This is a genomic window from Bacillus sp. UNC125MFCrub1.1, assembly GCF_000701305.1.
GTDB lineage: Bacteria > Bacillota > Bacilli > Bacillales > Bacillaceae > Bacillus > Bacillus altitudinis.
Genome location: NZ_JNIG01000010.1, coordinates 341,440 through 364,555, shown reverse-complemented (window position 1 = coordinate 364,555; position 23,116 = coordinate 341,440). Strand labels below are relative to the sequence as shown.

General features: G+C 42.7%; 20 protein-coding genes and 1 riboswitch. Of the genes, 10 read left to right on the top strand and 10 right to left on the bottom strand.

Annotation, left to right across the window (positions count from 1 at the left end; translation table 11 throughout):
* Nucleotides 1-40 precede the first annotated feature (40 nt).
* Entirely contained in the window at nt 41-217 is a 177-nt protein-coding gene (locus N521_RS19650) for a hypothetical protein (RefSeq protein WP_008343879.1), read from the bottom strand.
* Nucleotides 218-392: 175 nt separating this feature from the next.
* Entirely contained in the window at nt 393-1,826 is a 1,434-nt protein-coding gene (gene proS / locus N521_RS06950; protein WP_035390611.1) for a proline--tRNA ligase, read from the bottom strand.
* Nucleotides 1,827-2,225: 399 nt separating this feature from the next.
* Nucleotides 2,226-2,325: riboswitch (purine riboswitch) on the top strand.
* 77 nt (nt 2,326-2,402) lie between these two features.
* Between proS and N521_RS06945 the strand changes: the two genes are divergently transcribed.
* Nucleotides 2,403-3,575: an MFS transporter gene (locus N521_RS06945; protein ID WP_017358727.1), complete on the top strand. Its 1,173-nt coding sequence runs from the start codon at nt 2,403-2,405 to the stop codon at nt 3,573-3,575.
* 53 nt (nt 3,576-3,628) lie between these two features.
* Here N521_RS06945 and N521_RS06940 read toward each other — a convergent pair whose 3' ends face one another.
* Nucleotides 3,629-4,006, bottom strand: a complete 378-nt coding sequence (locus N521_RS06940; protein WP_008343876.1) for a hotdog domain-containing protein — start codon at nt 4,004-4,006, stop codon at nt 3,629-3,631.
* 137 nt (nt 4,007-4,143) lie between these two features.
* Nucleotides 4,144-4,911, bottom strand: coding sequence for a GNAT family N-acetyltransferase (locus tag N521_RS06935; RefSeq protein ID WP_035390609.1), 768 nt, complete (start codon nt 4,909-4,911; stop codon nt 4,144-4,146).
* Between the two features lie 207 nt (nt 4,912-5,118).
* Here N521_RS06935 and N521_RS06930 point away from each other — a divergent pair, with 207 nt between their 5' ends.
* The 3 genes from N521_RS06930 (at nt 5,119) to N521_RS06915 (ending at nt 7,397) form a co-directional block, all read left to right on the top strand.
* Complete coding sequence (locus tag N521_RS06930) at nt 5,119-5,577, top strand: MarR family transcriptional regulator (protein ID WP_017366520.1); 459 nt, start codon at nt 5,119-5,121, stop codon at nt 5,575-5,577.
* Nucleotides 5,578-5,926: 349 nt separating this feature from the next.
* Entirely contained in the window at nt 5,927-6,388 is a 462-nt protein-coding gene (locus N521_RS06920; RefSeq protein WP_007498468.1) for a 2-thiouracil desulfurase family protein, read from the top strand.
* Between the two features lie 181 nt (nt 6,389-6,569).
* Nucleotides 6,570-7,397, top strand: coding sequence for an aldo/keto reductase (locus N521_RS06915; RefSeq protein WP_017358734.1), 828 nt, complete (start codon nt 6,570-6,572; stop codon nt 7,395-7,397).
* A gap of 48 nt (nt 7,398-7,445) precedes the next feature.
* On the opposite strand, the gene N521_RS06910 is transcribed toward N521_RS06915, so the two are convergent.
* The gene (locus N521_RS06910) at nt 7,446-8,528 is read right to left on the bottom strand and encodes an iron-containing alcohol dehydrogenase family protein (RefSeq protein WP_035390603.1); all 1,083 of its coding nucleotides are present in this window, start codon (nt 8,526-8,528) and stop codon (nt 7,446-7,448) included.
* A 199-nt stretch (nt 8,529-8,727) separates the two neighbouring features.
* On the opposite strand from N521_RS06910, the gene trhO reads away from it, so the two are divergent.
* Complete coding sequence (trhO, locus tag N521_RS06905) at nt 8,728-9,696, top strand: oxygen-dependent tRNA uridine(34) hydroxylase TrhO (protein WP_007498459.1); 969 nt, start codon at nt 8,728-8,730, stop codon at nt 9,694-9,696.
* 343 nt (nt 9,697-10,039) lie between these two features.
* Nucleotides 10,040-11,659, top strand: coding sequence for an APC family permease (locus N521_RS06900; protein ID WP_008343861.1), 1,620 nt, complete (start codon nt 10,040-10,042; stop codon nt 11,657-11,659).
* 34 nt (nt 11,660-11,693) lie between these two features.
* Here the strand turns inward: N521_RS06900 and N521_RS06895 are convergent, their stop codons facing one another.
* Nucleotides 11,694-11,894: a hypothetical protein gene (locus N521_RS06895; protein WP_035390601.1), complete on the bottom strand. Its 201-nt coding sequence runs from the start codon at nt 11,892-11,894 to the stop codon at nt 11,694-11,696.
* A 185-nt stretch (nt 11,895-12,079) separates the two neighbouring features.
* Between N521_RS06895 and licT the strand changes: the two genes are divergently transcribed.
* The 3 genes from licT (at nt 12,080) to N521_RS06880 (ending at nt 16,453) form a co-directional block, all read left to right on the top strand.
* A complete protein-coding gene (gene licT, locus N521_RS06890; RefSeq protein ID WP_035390599.1) occupies nt 12,080-12,916 on the top strand; it encodes a BglG family transcription antiterminator LicT in 837 nt (278 codons plus the stop codon).
* 236 nt (nt 12,917-13,152) lie between these two features.
* A complete protein-coding gene (locus tag N521_RS06885) occupies nt 13,153-15,012 on the top strand; it encodes a beta-glucoside-specific PTS transporter subunit IIABC (RefSeq protein WP_035390598.1) in 1,860 nt (619 codons plus the stop codon).
* Between the two features lie 19 nt (nt 15,013-15,031).
* Nucleotides 15,032-16,453 carry a glycoside hydrolase family 1 protein gene (locus N521_RS06880; RefSeq protein WP_008343856.1) on the top strand — a complete coding sequence of 474 codons (1,422 nt, stop codon included), beginning with the start codon at nt 15,032-15,034 and terminating at the stop codon, nt 16,451-16,453.
* 21 nt (nt 16,454-16,474) lie between these two features.
* Here N521_RS06880 and N521_RS06875 read toward each other — a convergent pair whose 3' ends face one another.
* Nucleotides 16,475-16,792, bottom strand: a complete 318-nt coding sequence (locus tag N521_RS06875) for a hypothetical protein (protein ID WP_035390595.1) — start codon at nt 16,790-16,792, stop codon at nt 16,475-16,477.
* A 298-nt stretch (nt 16,793-17,090) separates the two neighbouring features.
* Here N521_RS06875 and arr point away from each other — a divergent pair, with 298 nt between their 5' ends.
* A complete protein-coding gene (gene arr / locus N521_RS06870; RefSeq protein WP_035390592.1) occupies nt 17,091-17,507 on the top strand; it encodes an NAD(+)--rifampin ADP-ribosyltransferase in 417 nt (138 codons plus the stop codon).
* A 61-nt stretch (nt 17,508-17,568) separates the two neighbouring features.
* On the opposite strand, the gene N521_RS06865 is transcribed toward arr, so the two are convergent.
* From N521_RS06865 to mngB, 3 genes are read right to left on the bottom strand one after another with little or no spacing between them, the layout of a single operon-like run.
* The gene (locus N521_RS06865; protein ID WP_035390590.1) at nt 17,569-19,488 is read right to left on the bottom strand and encodes a BglG family transcription antiterminator; all 1,920 of its coding nucleotides are present in this window, start codon (nt 19,486-19,488) and stop codon (nt 17,569-17,571) included.
* Nucleotides 19,485-20,369, bottom strand: coding sequence for an ROK family protein (locus tag N521_RS06860; protein WP_008342179.1), 885 nt, complete (start codon nt 20,367-20,369; stop codon nt 19,485-19,487). Before N521_RS06860 ends, N521_RS06865 begins: the two co-directional genes overlap by 4 nt.
* 57 nt (nt 20,370-20,426) lie before the next feature.
* Entirely contained in the window at nt 20,427-23,090 is a 2,664-nt protein-coding gene (mngB, locus tag N521_RS06855; protein ID WP_035390589.1) for a mannosylglycerate hydrolase, read from the bottom strand.
* Nucleotides 23,091-23,116: the final 26 nt, after the last annotated feature.

Sequence of the window (23,116 nt, the reverse complement as noted above, 5' to 3'; positions counted from 1 at the left end):
CAACTGAGAGCAAGGGCTCTTTTCCATGTGTTGGTCTTTTTTATTTCATGTTATCGTGCTCGATATACGTTTCAAGTGCAGGGTGGTACTCTTTTTGATAATGAAGATTTGGGCATGTTTTCACGACTTTGCCTTGCAAGGCATTGGACTTCGAGACATCTAATGCTGTTTTACATTTTGGACAGCGTTCGTTAAAAATTGAGAGCCAGCGCTTCATAGATCACCACTCCAGTTAAAGTCTTAAAAACCGATTATATTAATATGAATTATAGGGGATTGTGTGAAGGAGGTCAATGGATATTTGGCTCTTTTTAACAAAAAAGAAGCATCTTATAAGATGCTTCAGCGTGTAGACAAATCCCTGCATCATTTGTAAAAAATTTGAAATATGATTAGTAGGCTTTTGCCCAGAACACCATATCAGAAGCTGGTTTCCCGCAGCAGACACATGTGTCAGAAACGGATTCTTGTTCAAACGGGATACAGCGTGATGTCGCCCCTGTTCTCTCTTTGATGTCGTTTTCACAGTCTTCATCGCCGCACCACATGGCTTTGATCAACCTGTTTTCTTCGGCAAGAAGCTGCTCGATGTCTTCGATTGTGTGGGCGTTTGATGTTTTTTCATGTAATCGTTCTTTTGCTTTTTCGTACATCGTCTGCTGAATGTCTTCAAGCGTGGACGTGATGGTTTGTTCAAGTGCATCTAATGTGACGGCTTGCTTTTCACCAGTGTCTCGTCTTGCGAGCATCACCTGACCTTTTTCCATATCCTTTGGTCCTACTTCTACGCGTAATGGGATGCCCTGCATTTCGCATTCGTTGAATTTCCAGCCAGGCTGTTTATCACTTGCATCGATGTCAGCGCGTGCGATGCGGGCGAGTCTATCCTTTAATTCATAGGCATGATCGAGGACACCTTCTTTATGGGAAGCAATTGGCACAACACGTACTTGGGTTGGCGCAATGTTTGGCGGCAGGACAAGTCCTCTGTCATCGCCATGCACCATGATCATAGCGCCAATAATTCTTGTGGTGAAGCCCCATGATGTTTGCTGGACATGCTCTAATTTTCCTTCTCGATTTAAAAATTCAATGCCAAACGCCTTGGCAAATCCGCTGCCGAAGAAGTGAGAAGTGGCGGTTTGCAGGGCTTTTCCATCATGCATCAAGCTTTCAACCGTATAGGTGAAGCGGGCGCCAGCGAATTTTTCTTTCTCTGTTTTTCTTCCTTTAATGACAGGGATCGCTAGAAGCTCTTCACAAATAGACGCATAGACATGGAGCATTTTTTCTGTTTCTTCAATCGCTTCTTGCTCTGTCTCATGACAAGTGTGCCCTTCCTGCCAGAGGAATTCAAGGGTTCTAAGGAATGGACGTGTTGTCTTTTCCCAGCGGACGACATTGGCCCATTGGTTATATAGCTTTGGTAAATCACGATAGGAGTGAATGATGTTTTTATAATGCTCAGCGAACAGCACCTCAGATGTTGGTCTGACGCAGAGTCTTTCTTGTAATTCCGAATCACCGCCATGTGTCACCCACGCCACTTCAGGAGCAAAGCCTTCGATATGATCTTTTTCCTGCTGGAGAAGGCTTTCAGGGATAAAGAGCGGCATATAGACATTCTCGTGACCCGTTTCTTTGATTTGACGATCAAGTTCGTCGCGAATATTCTCCCAAATTTTAAAACCGTATGGCTGAATGATCATACTGCCTCTAACGCTTGAATAATCGACGAGACGCGCCTTTGTGACAACATCTGTATACCACTGGGCAAAGTCGTCTTCCATGCTTGTAATTTTCTCAACAAATTGTTTCTTTGACATCGTCTTTTTCCTCCTTTTAAAAAACAAAAAAGCTGTGCTTTAAGTTAGGGACCATTCCTGGTGGTACCACCCTAATTTAAAGCACAGCTTTACACTCGATCATGATAACGGTATGAACCGCTGTATGAAACAGAACTAAATCGGCAGGTTCACTTGAAGATGTCAGTAGGAACTTCTCAGCACCGTTCCCTCTCTGTTAAAGATCGATTCAAGCTACTATTCCAGATCTACGTTGATCCTTGTTCGTTGATTTTTCATCAGTTTACCTGTAAATGGGGGAGAAAGCAAGTTGGTCCGCAAGTTCATTTCATGCCTTTCTAAGGTCGTTTATGTTGCTGAGCCATTGGCAGATATTTTCTATTTTTGCAGCTTGCACGTTATGGAAGGCTATGCTAATATATTTGAAGAAAAAAATAGACTTGTATAACCTCAATAATATGGTTTGAGGGTTTCTACCAGGATCCGATAAATCCTGATTACAAAAGCGCGCTTTCCTTTTTTGTAATCAGGGTTTTTTTGTTTGTCTACACCCTGTATCAAAAGTGAAAGCCATGATATAGAGAAGGGATGTTAGACATGAACTGGAGAGTTTATTTATTAGCTGTTTCTACTTTTGCGGTTGGATTAGTTGAGCTTGTGGTCGGGGGCATTTTGCCAAGTTTAGCAGAGGATCTCAATGTGTCTCTTGCGACAGCTGGGCAGCTGATCACGGTATTTGCGATTGTGTATGCTATTTCAGCACCGGTGCTACTGACCGTCACAGCCAAAATCGAACGAAAGCGTCTTTATTTAATCGCATTATTGGTCTTTACATTAGGCAATGTATTCACATATTTTAGTTCCACCTTTGCCCTTGTCATGATCTCTAGGGTCTTGATTGCCATGAGTACAGCGCTTGTTGTGGTGTTATCACTAACGATTACCGCCAAGCTGGTGGAACCGGCGCATCGAGCGAAAGCATTAGGTCTGATTTTTATAGGGATTAGCTCATCACTTGTTCTCGGTGTACCGATCGGTATTTTTATTACAGAGAGCTTTGGCTGGAGAGTGATGTTTTTAGGAATCAGTATTCTGTCAGCTATATCCATGGTACTCATTTATTTTCTTTTGGAGAAAATGCCTGTTGAAAAAGTCACACCGCTTAAAGAACAAATTCGTTCTTTAGGGCATCCGAAAATTTTCAGTGCACATTTGATTAGCTTGTTCATGCTTGCTGGTCATTATATGCTGTATTCTTATTTCACGCCATTTCTGATGGAAGTTTTGCATATGACTCCGTTTTGGATTAGTATTTGTTATTTGGTCTTCGGACTTGCGTCGATTGGCGGGAATGGGTTTGGTGGCTGGCTGAGTGACAAACTAGGATCAGGAAAAGCCATTTTGCTTGTGACCATGGCGTTTGCCATTGTGATGTTTATCCTTCCTTATACAGCGGGAGTGTTTATGCTCTTTATGGTGATGGTTGTCCTATGGGGTGCTCTTAGCTGGGCACTGACACCTGCTTTGCAGAGCTATTTGATTCAAACAGACCCTGTGACGTCTGATATTCAGCAAAGTTTAAATACATCCGCTTTGCAAATTGGGATTTCCATTGGATCAGCAGTGGGTGGCGTCATGTTTACAATGACCGGTTCATCTGTTGATTTGGCTAAATTCGGTGCTGTTTTTGTGCTGATTGCCTTTAGCTGTGCAGTGATTTCATTAAAGAGACCGCCGCTTTATATGGATCGTCAGCATCATGCTGAATAGAAGGGAATAAGAACGTTTTCGTGTTAGTTAGCTGCCTCATCATAGGCAGCTTTTTATTTTTTGAAAACCACACCTTCACTTTTACCAGTAATGACTTCTTCTCCATGCTGATTGATATACCGGGAAAAAAGGTGGACACGATGGTATTTTTCAAGGGGTTCTACCTTGGTGACGGCCATCTGACAGGTAATGGTGTCACCTGTATAAACAGGGCGTATGAAGGTACATGTCATCTCTTGACCGATAAAATGAAACTGCCCGCCAAGTTTCGTGGCTAGACTTGCTGTGAGAAAGCCGTGTACCATGAGCCTGCCTTGATCATCTAGCTCGGTATGATGTTTGCCAAGATCACCTGTCATCTCGCCAAATTGAATCACATCTTCATGCGTATAGGTTTTGCTTGTTTGAAATTGATCGCCTGGTCGAACCATCTGTTTTTCAGCTCCTTTTTTTAAATGTACCAAAGGAGTGAATGAATGTACATTCATTTTTATGGTGAGATGTTGGAGGCAAAGAAGAGACAGGCTACCTTTCTTTGCCTTTGATACCTCAGGAAAAATATCATCTTCTATTCAAAAATAACCATTTCTCCAATTGGTTGAAATCCGGCACGCTGATAGATATGTTTGCCGTCATTTGAGGCTTGTAACATCACACACTTTTGTTTGTTATCTGTCTGGGTCAGAAGGTAATGAAACATGTCACTGCCAAGTCCTCTTCCGCGGTGTTCTGCCTTTGTGATGACATCATAAATACCGTAGCTGTCTGCTGTTTCAATCAATAAGCCCGTTGTGACTGGTTTGTTGTGTTCATATCCAACGAACATGCGGGTACTCGGGTGTAATCGTTCAATCGAGAAGCGCTGGAAATAGCTGTTTAAAGCGATTGCTTCAGGTGATCCTTCGAAAAGTTCGATAAATAAATGTTGATAATCGAGAAAAGTTTGATCGTCCGTCACTTCCTTGATCGTAAGCGATTGAGAGGTCCTTTGATCGATGTCGTTTGTATGTTCAAGCATCATGATGGTATTGCGTTCCACTTCTTGAAGCCCATATTTCTGCATGGTATTCGACCAATCGGGGTGGAGCAGGCTTTGAGTGATCCATGTGCTGAATGCTAGCTGCTGTTGCTGCATTTGTTCGATGGCAGCTTCCACTTTTTGTTGATCTTGTATGTGCGCTGAAATGGGTAATAATAAATTGAACGTGTCAGTTGATATATGCGTGTTTGATAGAACGAAATCTTCCGCTGATAGGATCGATCCGTTGACAACAGAAGAAAACAAATTTATTTTTTCTTCTAACTGGCGAATGGCCATTTGCTGCTCTGTTTTCACTCTCTCACCTTCTTTTTTTGATTGAGGGGTACCTATCATAAATAATAGCAAAGAAAAGGAAATTGTGTCGTCTCTTGCATTCTAGTAAAAAAGTTCTTTTATTTATCAGGTCTGATGACCCATTCTTTTCATCATCCCCACATTTCTTTTGACTCCTTTATTGATTATTAGTACCATTTTATTAACCAGTTAAGAGTGGAGGTTCAGATGGAAACAAACGAGCAGATTGTCTTAAAAGCGATTCAAGATTTGATTATGCATAGGGAAAAGAAACGGAACGATCCAACAGATCCACTGATTACCACGACTGATACACTCAAGCAAGATTGGACACTTACACAGCTTCATATTTTATCTATGATTCAAGCAAACCCTAACGAATCCAATAATACATTTCTTTCACAACAACTAAAACTATCAAAACCAGCTATTACAAAAGCTGTGAAAAAGCTCATCGAAAAAGGCATGGTCGACTATCGCCACCGGCAAGGTGACAAGAAATCCGTCTATTATTCACTCACAGAGGAAGGCACACAGCTTGCGGCACTGCATGATGAGCTTCATGAACAGGCAGTCTCCTCCTATTTAGAATTCCTCCATGAATTTAATGAAGACGAACTACAGGTTATTGAGCGCTTCTTAAAGGCTTGGAAGGAAAAGATATAAATAACGGACCGAAAGATTTCTATAAACTAGATGCTTTCGGTTTTTTTTATGGTAAAATTAACATATATTGACGTTATTCGTGATGATGATTGAGGAAGGGAGCCGTGTTGGTGAAAGAGATGATGGAAAATTTCAAAAAATATGTATTTATCATGCCGTTCGTCGGATTGTTTGTCAGCTTGCTATTATTTGTTTATTTTTTTGGAGTGACAGGAGTTGAAGGGTCCATGTGGGCGGCTGTTTTGTATTGTGCTCTGCCCTTTCTGATGTACACGATACTCTGTTTGCCTTTATGGATTTATTTTAAAGTCAGCAAAAAACGTTCAATACATAGAAATGAGGAACATACATGATCGTTGTCAGCGCTTGTCTTGCGGGATTAAAGGTCCGTTATAATGGCAGCCATCGATTAGATCAACGTATCGAGGAGCTTGTGCAGGAAGGAAAGGCGGTAACAGTTTGCCCTGAGCTGCTTGGCGGTTTCTCTACACCAAGACCTCCCGCAGAAATTATTGGTGGAGATGGTCATGATGTCTTACGGGGGCAGGCTGCTGTTGTTGATGTTCATGGAACGGATGTGACAGAGATGTATGTAAATGGTGCACAAGCCACGCTTAAGCAGGTTCAGACTCTTGGCGCAACATCCGTCGTGTTAAAAGAGTACAGCCCTTCTTGCGGAAGCCGGATGATCTATCGGGGAGAGTTTAACGGGAAGACAAAGGCTGGGGACGGTGTGACGTCTGCCTTGCTGAAACAGCATGGGATTCAAGTATTCTCTGAGGAGGATGATTGGACCTCGCTGTTTGTATAGGGATAAGTAGAAATCTATTTAATATAAAAACAAATATATTCACATAAAAATTTTGTGTTGTTAGTATGGGACTAAATGAAATTAGATCATAGTAGCCCTTGCATGGTCTATTTTCATGCATGATCTTTCGCACATTCGGGTATAGTGCATGGTAAGCAAAAATGAAGCGGAGGTTTGTTTGATGAGTGGATTAACAGATACAGTCACATTAGCAAACGGAGTGAAAATGCCGAAGCTTGGCTTTGGTGTATGGCAAGTAAAAGATGGGGATGAGGCTGTAAATGCAGTCAAAGACGCACTTGAAGCTGGCTACCGCAGTATAGATACAGCAGCGGCCTATCAAAATGAAGAAGGTGTTGGCAAAGCCATTCAGCAATCAGGCATCTCTCGCGATGAGCTGTTCATTACGACAAAAGTCTGGAATAGTGATCAAGGATATGAGTCAACGCTTGAAGCCTTTGAAACAAGTATGAACAAACTTGGTTTGGATGTATTGGATCTTTATTTAATCCATTGGCCGGTTGAAGGCAAATATAAAGAAACGTGGAAGGCGCTAGAAAAGCTTTATAAGGATGGCCGCGTGAAAGCCATTGGCGTGTGTAACTTCCATCAGCATCATTTAGAAGATTTATTAGAAGAGGCAGAAGTGGTGCCAATGGTCAATCAAATTGAACTGCATCCGAAGCTGACGCAAGAGCCTTTACGTGACTACTGCAAGGCAAAAGGCATTCATGTAGAAGCATGGTCGCCATTAGGCAGCGGGAAACTTCTTAATCATCCGGTGCTTCAAGATATTGCGAAAAAACATGAGAAGTCAGTGGCGCAAGTCATTCTTCGCTGGGACTTGCAGCATGGCATTATCACCATTCCGAAATCTGTGACGAAGAGCCGAATCATCGAAAACACAAACGTATTTGATTTCGAGTTGTCCGCCCATGAAATGAGTGTCATTGATCAGCTCAATGAAGATGAGCGCACGGGTCCAGACCCAGATAACTTCGATTTTTAATAAAAAGAAAGCACGGGCGGGATGCCTGTGCTTTTTTTGCACCTATGTTCAGACCGTCTTTTGAGGCTGATAGGTCTCAATGATTTGAATGGCGTCGACAATTTGCTCTTTCGTATAGTCTCCAATCAAACAAAAGGTTTCATCTTTACGTGCAGCATGGTTTGCCACTGTATGTGCTGCTTCCTCTAGCTGAGCTGTGATGCCAAGCTCACGCATCGTTCTAGGTAATCCGAGTGTTTGATAAAGCTCAAGTAATTCTTCTACTTCCGTCATACGGTTTTCTGCGGCAAGCTGAACGAGAATGCCATAGGCCACTTTTTGTCCATGTAACACATGATGTGTTTCATCAATAAATGTTAATCCATTATGAACAGCATGGGCTCCTGCCATTCTGCCATAACGTCCTCCATAGCCGCCGACTGTTCCCGCTAACGTAATGATCGTATCTGTTACATCTGCAAAGGCTTGAGAAAGCTGACCTGTTTTTAAACTGCTAACGGCTTCTTCACTATGAGTCAGAAGAATGTCACGAACGTACACTGCCTGCTTTAATGCAGCATGTACCATGAGCGGCAAGGTGCCTTTTGTGTTACGAATAATGGCTTCCGCTTCATACCATTTTGCCAGCGTATCCCCAATTCCGCTTTGGAGATAGGAAAGAGGAGATGAAAGCAAAAAAGTATGATCAATTAACGTGAGATAGCTGGACCGCTTATGATAGTCGACCCTCATAAAATTTCCCTTGTCATCATAAATGACGCTGAGCGGTGTAGAAGCCGCACATGTCCCAGGAATCGTCGGCACCATGATCACTTCAATTTGGAGAGCGTCGGCAACAGACTTCGCTGTATCTAAAATCGTGCCGCCACCGATCCCTATGATCACGTCTGAACTCTTGAGTTCTTCCGCAATTCGTGTGATCGCATTTGGTGAACTGTAACCTTTATGCTGAACAACAGGCCACTCGGATGGAAGCTTTGTGTACTGTGAAAAGGCTTGATATGAGTCATATCCTGTCACTATAGCTGGTGACTGAAAGGGAGTAACAAGTGACTCGATTTCATGATAAATCCCCTTTTGAGAAATAAACTGGTTAGGACCGCTTCTGACGATCTCTTCTGGTTGGATCATGGACTTATGCTCCTTTATGAAATCATATAGTTCTTAAATCATCTCATTTTACAGAAAGTTCTGTCAAATAATTGGACAATATGAGACCATAGACCCTTCCGTTTTATGGAATTGAACTACTGACATTGCCTTAAGGTATGTATTTCCTGTATGATATAAAATGGTATGTTTTGATTAAATTTAAGAGGTGTTTATATATATGGAAAAACAATATCGTGTATTACTTTACTATCAATATGTCCCCATTGAGGATCCAGAAACGTTTACAGCAGAGCATCTAGCATTCTGTAAGGAACTTGGTTTGTTAGGTCGTATTCTTGTTTCATCTGAAGGCATAAACGGAACCGTTTCTGGTACCATTGAGCAAACGGACAAGTACATGCAAGCATTGAAAGAAGATCCACGCTTTGCGTCCATGCCAATTAAAATTGACGAAGCAGATGGTCATGCGTTTAAGAAAATGCACGTCCGTCATCGAAATGAATTGGTGAATTTAAGTCTTGAAGATGATGTGAATCCGCTAGAATTAACGGGGAAACATCTCAGCCCAGTTGAATTTTACGAGCAAATGCAATCACCTGATACGGTCGTGATTGATGCACGTAATGATTATGAGTTTGATGTCGGTCACTTCAGAGGTGCTGTGCGCCCTGACATTGAGACATTCCGTGAATTGCCTGAGTGGATTCGTGACAATAAAGAGATTCTTGAAGGGAAAAAAATTCTGACGTATTGCACAGGCGGCGTACGCTGTGAGAAATTCTCAGGATGGTTAAAGCGTGAAGGCTTTGAAGATGTATCCCAGCTTGACGGTGGAATTGTCACGTACGGAAAAGACCCAGAAGTTCAAGGAAAGCTATGGGATGGTCAATGTTATGTGTTTGATAACCGCCTAACGGTTCCAGTCAATCAAACAGAGCACGTTGTGGTAGGAAAAGATTTCTTCACTGGCGAACCTTGCGAGCGTTATGTGAACTGTGCGAACCCTGCATGTAACCGCAAAATGATTGCAACAGAAGAAAGCGAGCATAAATATATGCGCAGCTGCAGCCATGAATGCCGCACAAGCGAACGTAACCTTTATGTGAAACAGCATAATTTGTCTGAGGAAGAAGTTCAAGAAAGACTAGCTGTCATTGAAAAAGAACAAGCAATCTCACAAGGATAAGAGGGTTTCCCTTTTATCCTTTTTTCTTTGGATGATATGTGTTCAGAGGGAAGAGGAAGTCATTTCCTCTTTCTTTTTTGTTTTGTTTTTTTCAAAATAAGGGTAAAGGTAGTTAATCAGTCTAATAGATTGAACAGTTGAAAAAGCGCTTTCTTTTGAAATAAGCATGTTCGACTATTTCAGAAAATGGAGAATTGAGAGATAATATAACAGGCAAAAAAATGAACAAAGATAAAAGTTCAGATCAGAAAATATTTGCCAATGGAATGAAAGGTGAGCTGCTATAAAAGAAAGGCGCTTGCTCGACACATGCTCTGTATTTTAATCGAAAGGTGTTATGAACATGAATCATTTGCATCGTAGGATGGGAACTTTCGCTTTAATGATGGTAGGTCTTGGCTCAATCATTGGTTCAGGATGGCTCTTTGGTGCGTGGCGGGCTGCTCAAATCGCCGGCCCTGCTGCTATTTTGTCATGGTTGATCGGGATGGTTGTTATTTTATTTATCGCATTGTCTTATAGTGAACTCGGGTCGATGTTTCCAGAGGCAGGCGGAATGGTCAAATATACGCAATATTCACATGGCTCTTTTATTGGATTTATCGCCGCTTGGGCAAACTGGATCGCCATTGTCTCAGTGATTCCTGTTGAGGCAGTTGCCTCCGTTCAATACATGAGCTCATGGCCTTGGGAGTGGGCAAAGTGGACAAGCCATTTGGTCACAAAAGGGGTTTTGACGACTGAGGGGCTCATGGTGGCAAGTGTGCTGCTGGTGATTTATTTTCTGCTCAATTATTGGACAGTTGGGTTGTTTTCAAAGGCGAATACATTCATTACGATTTTTAAAATCGTCATTCCAGGATTAACAATTGGTGCGCTCTTATTCGTAGGTTTTCATAGTGAGAATTTTACTTCTGGAACAAGTATTGCGCCGAACGGCTGGGCAAGTGTGCTCACAGCTGTGGCAACATCGGGGATTGTGTTTGCTTTTAATGGCTTCCAAAGCCCGATTAATATGGCAGGAGAAGCGAAAAATCCAGGGCGTTCGATTCCAATCGCCATTGTTGGATCGATTTTGATTGCAACGGTCATTTATGTGCTGCTGCAAATCGCTTTTATTGGCGCTGTCGATCCATCAATGATTGTGAATGGCTGGGGGCATTTGAATTTCAACTCGCCATTTGCTGACCTTGCCATTGCGCTAGGGATCAACTGGCTTGTCCTTATTTTATATGCAGATGCGTTCGTTTCTCCTTCTGGAACAGGGATTACGTATACGGCGACGACGTCTCGTATGATTTATGGGATGGAAAAAAACAAGTACATGCCGAGTGTACTTGGTCGTCTGCACCCAATTTATGGTGTGCCTCGTCCAGCGATGTTTTTTAACTTAGGCGTATCGTTTATCTTTCTGTTTTTGTTTAGAGGATGGGGGGTTCTCGCTGAAATTATCTCTGTGGCGACCCTGATTTCCTATTTGACAGGACCTGTGACAGTGATGACGCTGAGAAAGACGGGCACAGATTTATATCGTCCACTGCGAATTAAAGGACTCAGCATCATTGCTCCGCTTGGTTTTGTCTTTGCATCATTGACACTGTACTGGGCGAGATGGCCACTGACGGGTCAGGTGCTGTTCATTATTCTCATCGGTCTGCCAATCTATTTTTACTATCAAGCAAAAGCGAAGTGGAAGGGCTTTGGCCGTCACTTTAAAGCAGGTGCTTGGATGGTTGTGTATTTGCTTGTGATGATGACGATTTCTTGTCTCGGCAGTGATAAATTTGGCGGGTATAACGTCATTCATTATGGTTGGGATATGGCGCTCATTGCAGTTGTGGCGTTGTTATTTTATATGTGGGCACTCAAAAGTGGATTTGAAACAGAGTTTTTAGAAGATGCGAAAAAAATTAATGATGAACTGCGTGCTTCTCAGAAAGAAGCCGCCTCATCTAAGGAATAACGGAAGGGCTGCCTGAATACGGAGGGCAGCCTTTTTATTTGGATAGATGATGCATGACATGCTGCTTTAGCCAAGTGGTAACGCCGTGTAGAACGGTGGCTGTCACAAGACAGATAAGCGCATATCTCCATAGCTGATCTAAGCCTTGTCCACTAAGCCAAAAAACAATACCTAGAATAAAGAGAGTCAGAATGAACATGAATAAAAAAGATGCTGACCAGAAAAAAGCCTTCATCGAAGGTCACCTCCTCGGGGTATTGTATGCAGGCCGAGGGAGGATCAGACCAGCAAGAAAGAAGTGAAAATATCGTTAAATCTATTTCAAAAGTCAGATAAAAACGCCAAGTGATTTGACAGTTGTGTTAAGATGAGAGCATATTTTGAGTGTAGATGGCTGGTTATAGACGGAGGTGTTTGGAGATGCAGATTCAAAAGGTTCTAAACAATAATGTCATTAGTGTGATAGATGAACAAGGAAAAGAAATCGTCGTCATGGGCAGAGGCATCGCTTTTCAAAGACGTCCCGGCGACCCGGTGGACGAGGCGTTAATTGATAAAGTGTTCCGCCTAGAAGATCATTCCGTACATGAGCGGATGAAAATGTTGCTTCAAGAGGTTCCGTATGATGTCGTCAAGGTGACCGAGGAAATGATCCAATACGCACATACAAAGCTGAACCGAAGATTAAACGAAAGTCTGCATGTATCGCTGGCAGACCATATTCATTACGCCATCGAACGATTAAAGAAAAACCACTTGATTGAGAATTCGCTGATTTGGGAGATTAAACGTTTATACAAAGATGAATTTCTCGTGGCGAAGGAATGCCTTGAGATGATTGAAGATCGTCTTGATATTGAACTGCCCGAAGATGAAGCGGGCTTTATTGCCATGCATATCATTAATGCAGAGCTCAATGAAGACATGAATACAACGGTCAATATCACAAAAGAAGTGAATGCCATACTGACCATTGTGAAATATCACTTGAACATGGAATTTGATGAAGACTCGCTCAACTTTTATCGTTTTCTCACACATTTACGCTTTTTCGTACAGCGTCTCATCAACGAAACGTTACTCGTCAGTGAAGATCAAGATTTATATCAGCTGATTAAAGTGAAATATCCGAAGGCGTACGAATGCGCAAAGAAAATCGCGGAATATGTGTATCAAACATATCATCGCGATCTAACATCAGAGGAGATGCTCTATCTATCGATTCATTTGAATCGACTCATCAAACGAGAAAAATAAAGATAGAATTTTAAAAGAAAGCGTTGACATCATAAAAAGTGAGTGGTACTATTTGCTCATAAACATAAAAGAATACGGTTTCACAATGATCGTCTTAGAGGATTGTGACTGTTCGGCAGGCAAAACCTAAACGTTCACTGAAAAAGCGCAATAGCAAGTTGCGACTATTTTTGGTGCCCGTTTAGGTTTTTATTTTGCCTAAAAACGTATTTTTTTGAAAAAAAGGGGGTTTTTGTATGAGTCATCGTCAATTAGCAGAAGACATTATCAAACATATCGGGACAGAGAAAAATGTTCATTCATTGGTTCACTGTGCCACAAGACTTCGCTTCACATTAAATGACAGATCAAAAGCAGATAAAGCGGCCATTGAAAAATTAAATGGTGTGGTGACTGTCATGGAAAGCGGCGGCCAGTTTCAGGTGGTCATTGGCAACACCGTACCAGAGGTATATCGAGAGATTGGAGAGTTTACGAATCTATTAGAGGATTCCACTTCTTCATCTGCTAGATCAAGTGAAGAAAGTACAAGTCTTTTCGGAAAATTCGTCGACATTGTTTCTGGAATTTTCACACCGCTTCTAGGTGTCATGGCGGGTGCCGGTATTTTAAAAGGACTTCTAGGCATCTGTATCAATGCAAAATGGTTATCTCCTGAAGATACGTCGTATCAAATTTTATTTGCCGCATCAGACAGCTTGTTCTACTTCCTGCCGCTGCTGCTCGCATTCACTTCTGCTAGGAAGTTTAAAGCGAATCCATTTGTCGCTGTGACGATTGCAGGTGCACTGATCTACCCGACTATTCAAGAGCTCACAAAAGGCGGCGGAGATGTGTCGTTCTTCGGTATTCCGGTTGTCTTAATGTCTTATACATCAACGGTTATCCCGATTATTTTGGCAGTGTTTGTGATGGGATATATCGAACGTTTCTTTAACAAAGTCATTCATGAAAGTGTGAAAAACTTTATTACACCACTGATTTTACTGGTCACGGTCGTTCCACTGACACTGATCGTATTTGGACCATTTGGTGTGTATGCAGGGAACGGAATTGCAGCCGTCCTGCTGAAAGTATTCTCCTTTAGCCCTACACTTGCCGGTGCTTTAATTGCGATGGCATGGCAGGTTCTTGTCATCTTCGGTATCCATTGGGGGCTTGTGCCAGTCATTTTAAATAATATTGCGGTCCATGGAAAAGATCATATTAAGCCGGCCACTGCGCCAGCTGTATTTTCACAAGCCGGTGCTTCAATCGGTGTTATGCTGAAAACAAAGAACAAAAAGCTGAAATCATTAGCTGGATCGACAGCGGTTTCTGCTGTATTTGGAATTACAGAGCCTGCTGTATACGGCGTCACACTTCGTTTGAAAAAACCATTTATTGCAGCGGTTATCTCTGCCGGTGTCGGTGGTGCCATTATTGGTTATTCACAAAGTATTGCGATCTCATCAGGTCTTCCGAGTTTACTGACACTTCCGATCTTCTATGGTCAAGGGTTTACAGGATTCTTAATCGGAATTTCCGTTTCATTTGTCCTTTCAATCGTCTTAACCTATTTGATTGGATTCAAAGATCCTGTGGATGAAGAAGATGCTCCTGCAGCTAGTTCTGCACCAGCATCTGAAAATGAACATGGTGTCAAAGCAGCTCATGTGAAAAGTCCTTTATCTGGCGAAGTCATCAAGCTAGAAGAGGTGCAAGATAAAGCCTTCTCATCTGGCGCATTAGGTAAGGGTGCAGCCATTATTCCATCAGAAGGTAAGCTGTTTGCACCAGTAACTGGGGTCGTGACAACGGTATTCCCAACAGGACATGCATACGGTCTCACCTCTGAAAGCGGAGCAGAAGTACTCATTCATATTGGACTGGATACTGTACAACTTGGGGGCCGTCATTTTACGCCGAAGGTTGAGCAGGGCCAAACCATTACAGAAGGTGAACTGCTTGCGGAGTTTGATATTGAGGCCATTCAAGCAGCAGGTCTTTCTGTCACAACACCTGTGATTATTACCAATTCCGGTGAATTTAGCGATATCATTGAGACAGAAGAAAAACAAGTGACACCAGGACAATCATTTTTACACTTAGTTTAAGAAAAGGGAGGACATAATCATGAGATATTCAACACTAGCACCATTTCCAAAAGACTTTTTCTGGGGCGGATCGACTTCCGCCTATCAAGTAGAAGGTGCGTGGAACGAGGATGGCAAGGGACCTTCAGTCATTGATATGAGAGAAAGCTATCCTGAAGGAACAACTGATTTTAAGGTAGCCAGCGATCACTATCATCGATATAAAGAGGACGTGAAGATGTTTGCAGAAATGGGCTTGAAGGCTTATCGTTTCTCTATTGCATGGACACGTATCATTCCAGATGGAGATGGGGAGATCAATCAAAAGGGAATTGACTTCTACCATTCTCTCATTGATGAATTACGCCGCTATGACATTGAACCAATTGTGACGATGTATCACTTTGATTTACCTCATGCGCTTCAAGTGAAAGGCGGCTGGTCAAATCGTTCGACAGTCGATGCGTTTGAACGTTATGCGGAGGTTTTGTTCCAGGAGTATGGCGAGAAGGTAAAATATTGGCTGACGATTAATGAACAAAACATGATGATCTTACATGGATCAGCTCTAGGTACACTGGATCCAAATTTAGAAAATCCGAAAAAAGAACTATATCAGCAGAACCACCATATGCTTGTGGCACAGGCGAAAGCCATGACGCTTTGTCATCGTTTGCTGCCTGAGGCAAAAATCGGACCAGCGCCAAACATCGCCCTTATTTACCCGGCATCTCCCAAACCTGAGGATGTCATTGCTGCGGCTAATTACAATGCAATCCGCAACTGGCTATATCTTGATATGGCGGTATTCGGTCGTTATAACAACCTTGCATGGGCATACATGAAGGAAAAAGACATTCTTCCTGTGATTGAAGAGGGAGATATGGATATTTTGAAAAGTGCAAAACCAGACTTCATTGCCTTTAACTACTACACATCTCAAACGGTTGAAGCGAGTAAAGGAGATGGCAATGATGAATTTGCCCGTGGCGGAGATCAGCATTTAAAATCCGGTGAAGATGGCGTCTACAAAGGCGGCAACAACCCGTTTTTAAGTAAAAATGCATTTGGCTGGGAGATTGACCCTACCGGTTTCCGATCAACGATGCGTGAGATTTACGATCGCTATCAGTTGCCTCTTATTATTACGGAAAACGGGTTAGGCGCTTTTGACAAGTTAGAAGCGGATGGATCGATTCAGGATGATTATCGAATTGATTATTTAGAAAAACATATTGAACAAATCAAATGGGCGATCACTGACGGTGTAGAGGTATTCGGGTACTGCCCGTGGTCAGCCATCGACTTAATCAGTACACACCAAGGCTGCTCAAAACGCTACGGTTTTATCTACGTCAATCGTGATGAATTTGACCTGAAAGACCTGAAGAGAATTCGGAAAAAGAGCTCTTATTGGTATGAAACATTAATCGAGCAAAATGGAGAGAACATCGGGAAGTAACAATTTCACACTAAAAAACCCCTAATTTTTAGGGGTTTTTTTCTCTTCATGACTTGTAACTATATCAACTGGATGTATCAAGTTTTCATCATCATTATCCTCATCAGTGTAAGGCATAATAAGTGAATCCAACTCTTCTTTATCATCAACTAAAGCAACGTAAGTTGTATAATCCTCTAAATCTGATGGAAACAATTCAGCTTGACCAACATTACTTTTCAATGCTTGGTCAATAGCACTCTTTAATTCAATTAAACCCTCACGATTACCAATAATATAAGAATCCATATGCCAACTTTTTTGTGCATATATATGGCAAATCTTATCTCTATCTTTCATTATCTCATTACACCCTTCCTGAAGAATTTAATTGATTATGTGCCAACACGCCAACCACATAAAACGTCAAACGTCTCTTTGGCTTTTATGGCGTCTAACAGCTTTTTATCTCTTTCAAGAAGACTGCTTTGTATGTATGTATGCTTGCTGTTTTTTCAACTTGCTGGAGTTTACCGATCACATCTTACTCTCTACTATCATTATACCCCGAATTTAATCTCATTTATAGACTGTTTTCCGCCCGCATCAGGCCGTATACTGTTATACGCAAGTCAAAAACGATAAGGGATGTGGCTGTATGAATGACAAGAAAGATGTTTTAGATCCTGGGCCGTTTTTTCATGGGACGAAAGCAGAATTGAAGATTGGGGACCTGCTTGAACCGTTGCATTTATCCAATTATCAGGATAAACAATCGAACCACATCTATTTTACTGGAACATTAAACGCAGCCAAATGGGGAGTTGAATTAGCCCGGTCTGATTCCAAAGAGAGAATTTATGTTGTAGAACCGACAGGCGAGTTTGAAGATGATCCGAATTTGACGGATCAAAAGTTTCCAGGGAATCCGACCCGTTCTTATCGATCGACATCCCCTTTGAAAATTGTCGCAGAATTAGGCGCTTGGGAAAGACACTCCAATGAAGAAATTAATCATATGCTGACGTTGTTAAAAAAGTTAAGGGAAGAAGGAAAAAATGTCATATACGATTGATTCGTATGTAAGGAATAGATGAATAAAAGGCCGCCCGATCTCAATTGGGCGGCCTTTAGTGCTATTGAAACAGGACATGCATCAGCTCATCAAATGTCTTTGCATGTGTCAAGGATTGAAGGCGGTCAGGACTGTCTAACAAATCGACAGCTTGTTCAAAAAATTGATTCATGCAGGCAGCGTCATCTTTCTGAATGGCTAATAAGAAAATCAGAGATACTTGATCTCCCTGCCAATCAATCGGCTGTTTCAATCGTGCAATTGCCACGCAGGAGGTGCCTTCATTTGTGATGAGCGGGTGAGGCATCGCAATCCCCTTGCCAAGATAAGTTGATGACATTTGCTCCCGCTCCAGCACGGAGGAACGAAAAGAAGATGAAACAAGCTGATGCGCCTCCAGCCGGCTGCAAAGCGTATCTAATACCTCTTCTTTGCTTGAAAGGTTCACATCCAACAAGGTCAATCGTTCTTGGAAAAAAGCCATCAGCTCCTGCGAAGGGGCACCGTGTCCGTTTAACAGGTGAATGACCTCACTCACACGCTGGACATCATGATGTTCAAAAAAAGCATTCACTTGAATGATTGGTTTCCCCTTTGGTGCGAGAGGTACGGTTGTAATAATCACATCACATGGCAAAGTCGTGCTAAAAGCGTAATCCTGATAAGAATAAAGCTCAACAATCTCAAGCTCATGTTGAAAGGCCGCCTTCAATTTAATTTCAAGTAGCCGTGCCGTTCCTAGTCCAGATCCGCATACAATAATGGCCCTCTTTTTTTGCGAGGTGTCAAGATGGCTTCTTTCAAATGAAGCAGCAATATGTAAGGCAACATATGCCGCTTCATCTTCATTTGGCGTCCGTACCAGCTGTAAGGCATTGAGTCCGCTGACGGCCAAATCAAACGGATAAGGGTAAGATGTTTTGATCTCATGCAAAAGCGGATTTTGTAAAGACACGCCGTATTGAATTCGATTTAATAATGGCTTCATATGCAGCATCAAATCTTGACGCAGGATATCGTCATCTACAAAACGATGACCGCTTGTTTTTTCAATGTGCTGGAGAAATCGTGTCACCGCCTGACGTACTTCTTCTGTTGTTTGGTGCTCATCGATTTCTTTCCACGTTTGATTCGCCAAGAGATGCATCACCAAGTAATCTGTTTCATCCTCTGATAAGGTGACATGAAACGTGTCGCTTATTTGATGCGTGATCTTTTGAGCGATTCTTGTTAACACTGGCGGTCTTTGTGTGTGAGTAGTACTGGTGGGTATCCGCTGTTTTTTTTGCGTTTGTTGAATGGCAATCGCTAAGTGAATCACTAAATTCTTTAGGGCAATATCTTTAATGAGCAGTGATTCTTGATATAGATTTGTCAGCACAATGGATCGAATGGTTTCAAGTGAAATGTCAGGGAAATGAAGCTGTTCCCGCTCAGTTATATGAGATAGGGCGGGTTCTTCTTCAAGCAGTAAGTCTGCGTAGCACGTCCTTTTTTGCAATTCGTCTCCGTCTACTTTTAAGCCAAATCCAGGCTTTGAGACAAGGGTCATACCGTAACGGGCTAACAGCTCCCGTCCTTTTTTTAAATCACTGCTGACCGTCATACGGCTGATGAACAATTCTTCTGCTAATTGATCAATTTTTAAGTAGTCTGATTGAAGCAATAGTTTTCTCATCATAAATCGTATGCGCTCTTCTGGCATGACGGGAACGAGAGAGCGAGCAGGAAGCTTTTGCTGATGAAGCCAAAGCAGGAAAGCGTCTTGGTCACTTGTTAAGAGCGTATACCCTTTCCCGCGGATGGTCTTGATCATGGCTCCAGCTTGCGTTAACAGCTCATTTGCTTCTTTGATTAAATTGCGGATGGAGCGGTCAGATAAGCGAAAAGAGGCAGTGAGCTCCTCCAGCTTCACGAACCCTTTCGTTTCAAATAGCCGCTGAATGAGCTGGTAGGTTCGAGTATCTGCCGTCATCATCATTGCGCCGCTCCTTGTTCCTTTAAGGCATCAGCTCCAAGGGCGATGGCTCCCATTAAACCAGATAATCCGTCAAAGGAAGGCTTTGTGACGATTTCATTTAATGGCTTTGGTAATTGTAAGTAACCATGAAGGCGCTTGTCTGTTTCTTCAAGGATGAGCGGCAGCAAGGCCGGCTGTTTCATGACACCTCCACCAAAAATAATGCGTTCTGGTGACAGGGTGAGTAATAAATTTGCGGTCATTTGCCCGAGATAATAAGCTTGAAGTGACCAGGCAGGGTGTTCCTCTGGCAGCATTTGTGCCAATGTATGATAGCGGCCTTCTATGGCAGGTCCAGATGCCAATCCCTCTAAACAATCATGATGGATCGGGCAGCAGCCCCCATAGGTGTCATGAGGGTGGCGCTGAACGGTGATATGTCCCATTTCTGGATGAAGCAGTCCGTGAATGAGGCGGTTTTCAATATAGGCACCGCCACCGATTCCCGTCCCAACCGTGATATAGATCAAGGAATTTGGTCTGTCTGTTTCCATTGAAAAACGAGCTTCACCGAGCGCCGCACAGTTCACATCCGTATCAAGCTTCATAGGGAGACCGAGTGCTTGTTTTAAGGTTGAGAGTAATGGAAATTGGCGCCAAGCTGTTTTGGGTGTTTCGAGAATCGTTCCATAGCTGGGGCTGTGTTCTTTTACATCGACAGGTCCGAATGCGCCTATGCCAATCGCATCAACTGGATGCTCTGTAAAGTATTCGATCACTTGCCGGCATGTTTCTTCTGGGTTCCCTGTTGCAAAGGAAGTCATATGTTCAATCGTTCCGTCTGTTGTTCCGTAGCCGCAGACAAATTTTGTACCGCCTGCTTCGATGCCTCCAATTCGCATGATCAATGCCCTCCATTAAAGAGAGGCGGAATCCAAATGGATCCCGCCCCTACATGTTCATTTTTTCTTTACAATGTAGGTTTGTACCTGACAAGGTGTGAGCGGTTCAATGTGTAATGATCCATGTTGTGCTTTCAGTATATGTCCTTCAGGTGTTTCGCCTAAATTCGCTGTTTCTCCATGTTGTAGAGATGAACTATTGATTGAAGCGGCTGTTTGACGTGTTAAATATGGATTGAAGAGACGAATGACAATGCCTGTTCCATGCTCTTCTTTTTTCAAAGCGCTTAGAACGGCCCCGTCTGTCTCAATGTCAAGCAGGCTATAAGTAGATTGTAAGTCTTCTTTTTCATCTCGGAAAGAGAAAATTAAACGACCGTTTAAAAAGTCTGCCCGCTCGTAGCACTGAACCGGGGTGGTGTAACGTTTAGCAAGCTGAGCCAAGTGTCCTTCACTCACCGCTTCTTGGCTATAGTGCATGCCAAAGGAGAATGATAGCGATCCTTGAAGCTGGGCATCAGGTGTTTCCACGATTTTTTCTCCAGAAGCCCGGCCGGGACGGTAAAGAAGGTTTTCTTTCCCCATTTTTCCGAAACAGCGGAAGAGTGTATACGCGATCGTTGTGTAGTCTTCTCCTGTGATCTGGTATTCTCTCACGCAGTCCGTCAAAAGAGAGACACCATATGCTTCATCGCGAAGTGCAACAAATGATTGCATGGGTTCAATGGTAATCGGTTTTTCTTCCCAATGTTCATTGTTCCACCATTCTAGCTCTTGCGTCAGCTCCGTTGGACGTTCGATGGTGCCAAACTGTTGATCGCTGAGTGATAAGTTTGACGCAATACCTGTATCAAAGAGCACCCGTAGACGGTGGTCTAGCGCATGGTTGTCCACATTCACATGAAAACGGATGACCGCTTCATCTTTATTTAAAGCCACCTTCGCTGTGATCGGGAGGGAAGTCGTCACCTTTTGCTCCGAACGTTCCTCTAAATCATATGGGACAGTCAATTGAAGCTTGATGGTGAGCTCTTCCTGTAAACTGCTTTTAGATACGGTGATGTCGGCTGATGAGATATCTTTAGATGATACATAAAGATCCTCACGCGGTGGTGAATAGTTATAAGAATCCCCATCATCTCCGTTGTCTTCAAAGATCATTTGCTCAGAGAACGTTCGTCCGGTCTGTTTATCCGTAATTTCTAATGACCCATTGTCATTTGCTGCAATGCGGTAAAACGTATTTTCAATGACACGACCTTCTGTTTTTTCCAAAATGGATTCACTAGATTCATCGAAAACCATGCTAACTTGTGTATAACCAACGGATGGTAAGTCGACTGCTTCAATGAGTAAAACAGCTTTCCATACTTGCTTTGGCATGTACACTTCTTTGCTTGGGTTAAGTGAAATCTGCTGTGCTAAGACATAATCTGTCACATCGGTTTTGCTTTTGACTGTGTAGTAAAGAGTTCGTCCATCAGCGTCTTTTAGTGTAAATGGACGTTCTGTGATAAAGGTTTCGACTTCAATGACTTCAGAGCGCTTTGAAGGCAGTGTATTAAATAAAGTGAACGTGATTTCTTGCTCAGTTTGCAGCCGGATGGCGATGAGACGCATGTGTAAGTCCACAAGATTCTCGGCGATTTCCTTTGCCTGTTTATAGCGGAAGAAGACATCTTGATTCGTCGTATCACTGTTACAGCCGCCAATGCTATCATGCGCTGCATTTTCAAACATGAGGTACCAAATATCACGCACCGTGTCATGCGGATAGTCATGTCCGAGTGAATAGCTGATTGTAAGGATCGGCTCCATCACATTAACAAGATAGTTTTCAATTTGATTGTTTAAGATTTTCAAATCTGCTCTTGTTGAAAAAATGGACTTATGAATTCGCATATGCTTGGCATGAATGAGCTCTCCTTCTAATGTCTCAAAAGAAGTTCGCTCTTTTTTCACTGCTGCAATGTAGTCTTCTAAACTGCTGATTTGATAGTTATGCTCATCTATTTCATTGGCTTTTTCTAATAAGTCAGGCAGGTTTTTACGAATAGGCGCTTGGTCAAAGCCATTTGGGAAATAGACATTCTTTGTCGTAGCTTTTGCTTGCAGCGCCCCGATTTTTTCAGAAAGAAAGGCTTGCAGGTCTTCATCCTTCTCAGGAATATTTCCTCCGTAGTAGTAGCCAAATGGCAGATTCACTGCAAACACTTCACTGCCATCCGCCCCGCGCCAATTAAATTCTGTGTGATTCGTCATATGATCAGAAACGCCGCGCCAAAAGGCTGTATCGACAATTCCAAAGCCTTGATAAATTTGAGGCATTTGTGCAGATTGACCGAAGGAATCAGGGACATAACCGACCTTCATGACATGTCCAAACTGCTGACAGCGCTCAATCCCATATTGCAGATTCCGTACAATCGATTCCCCAGAAATCACGAGCTGATCCGTTTGTGTATACCACGGACCGATGATGAGGCGTTTTGCTGTGACGAGCTGTTTGATTCGATTTTCATCCTCGGGGCGCCATTTTAAGTAATCATCTAGCAAGGATGCTTGCGCATCGAGCATGAAGTAATGGAATCGTTCATCTGTTTCGAGGGTGTCCAATATGTCCATTACGCTTTTCATTAAGTAGATACGGGAGCGGGAGGTGGTAAAATACCATTCCCGGTCCCAGTGAGTATGTGGAATCACATGTACATTGACAGTCATTGTGTAACGACACCTTTCTTTGTTCA

What these genes read in the sequence shown, in the direction of transcription:
- licT (WP_035390599.1), top strand. Translation starts at nt 12,080, where the DNA reads ATGCAGATTCAAAAGGTTCTAAACAATAATGTCATTAGTGTGATAGAT.
- N521_RS06895 (WP_035390601.1), bottom strand. Translation starts at nt 11,894, where the DNA reads ATGAAGGCTTTTTTCTGGTCAGCATCTTTTTTATTCATGTTCATTCTG.
- N521_RS06900 (WP_008343861.1), top strand. Translation starts at nt 10,040, where the DNA reads ATGAATCATTTGCATCGTAGGATGGGAACTTTCGCTTTAATGATGGTA.
- N521_RS06945 (WP_017358727.1), top strand. Translation starts at nt 2,403, where the DNA reads ATGAACTGGAGAGTTTATTTATTAGCTGTTTCTACTTTTGCGGTTGGA.
- N521_RS06930 (WP_017366520.1), top strand. Translation starts at nt 5,119, where the DNA reads ATGGAAACAAACGAGCAGATTGTCTTAAAAGCGATTCAAGATTTGATT.
- N521_RS06860 (WP_008342179.1), bottom strand. Translation starts at nt 20,369, where the DNA reads ATGCGAATTGGAGGCATCGAAGCAGGCGGTACAAAATTTGTCTGCGGC.
- proS (WP_035390611.1), bottom strand. Translation starts at nt 1,826, where the DNA reads ATGTCAAAGAAACAATTTGTTGAGAAAATTACAAGCATGGAAGACGAC.
- trhO (WP_007498459.1), top strand. Translation starts at nt 8,728, where the DNA reads ATGGAAAAACAATATCGTGTATTACTTTACTATCAATATGTCCCCATT.
- N521_RS06920 (WP_007498468.1), top strand. Translation starts at nt 5,927, where the DNA reads ATGATCGTTGTCAGCGCTTGTCTTGCGGGATTAAAGGTCCGTTATAAT.
- N521_RS06865 (WP_035390590.1), bottom strand. Translation starts at nt 19,488, where the DNA reads ATGATGATGACGGCAGATACTCGAACCTACCAGCTCATTCAGCGGCTA.
- mngB (WP_035390589.1), bottom strand. Translation starts at nt 23,090, where the DNA reads ATGACTGTCAATGTACATGTGATTCCACATACTCACTGGGACCGGGAA.
- N521_RS19650 (WP_008343879.1), bottom strand. Translation starts at nt 217, where the DNA reads ATGAAGCGCTGGCTCTCAATTTTTAACGAACGCTGTCCAAAATGTAAA.
- N521_RS06885 (WP_035390598.1), top strand. Translation starts at nt 13,153, where the DNA reads ATGAGTCATCGTCAATTAGCAGAAGACATTATCAAACATATCGGGACA.
- arr (WP_035390592.1), top strand. Translation starts at nt 17,091, where the DNA reads ATGAATGACAAGAAAGATGTTTTAGATCCTGGGCCGTTTTTTCATGGG.
- N521_RS06915 (WP_017358734.1), top strand. Translation starts at nt 6,570, where the DNA reads ATGAGTGGATTAACAGATACAGTCACATTAGCAAACGGAGTGAAAATG.
- N521_RS06880 (WP_008343856.1), top strand. Translation starts at nt 15,032, where the DNA reads ATGAGATATTCAACACTAGCACCATTTCCAAAAGACTTTTTCTGGGGC.
- N521_RS06910 (WP_035390603.1), bottom strand. Translation starts at nt 8,528, where the DNA reads ATGATCCAACCAGAAGAGATCGTCAGAAGCGGTCCTAACCAGTTTATT.
- N521_RS06940 (WP_008343876.1), bottom strand. Translation starts at nt 4,006, where the DNA reads ATGGTTCGACCAGGCGATCAATTTCAAACAAGCAAAACCTATACGCAT.
- N521_RS06875 (WP_035390595.1), bottom strand. Translation starts at nt 16,792, where the DNA reads ATGAAAGATAGAGATAAGATTTGCCATATATATGCACAAAAAAGTTGG.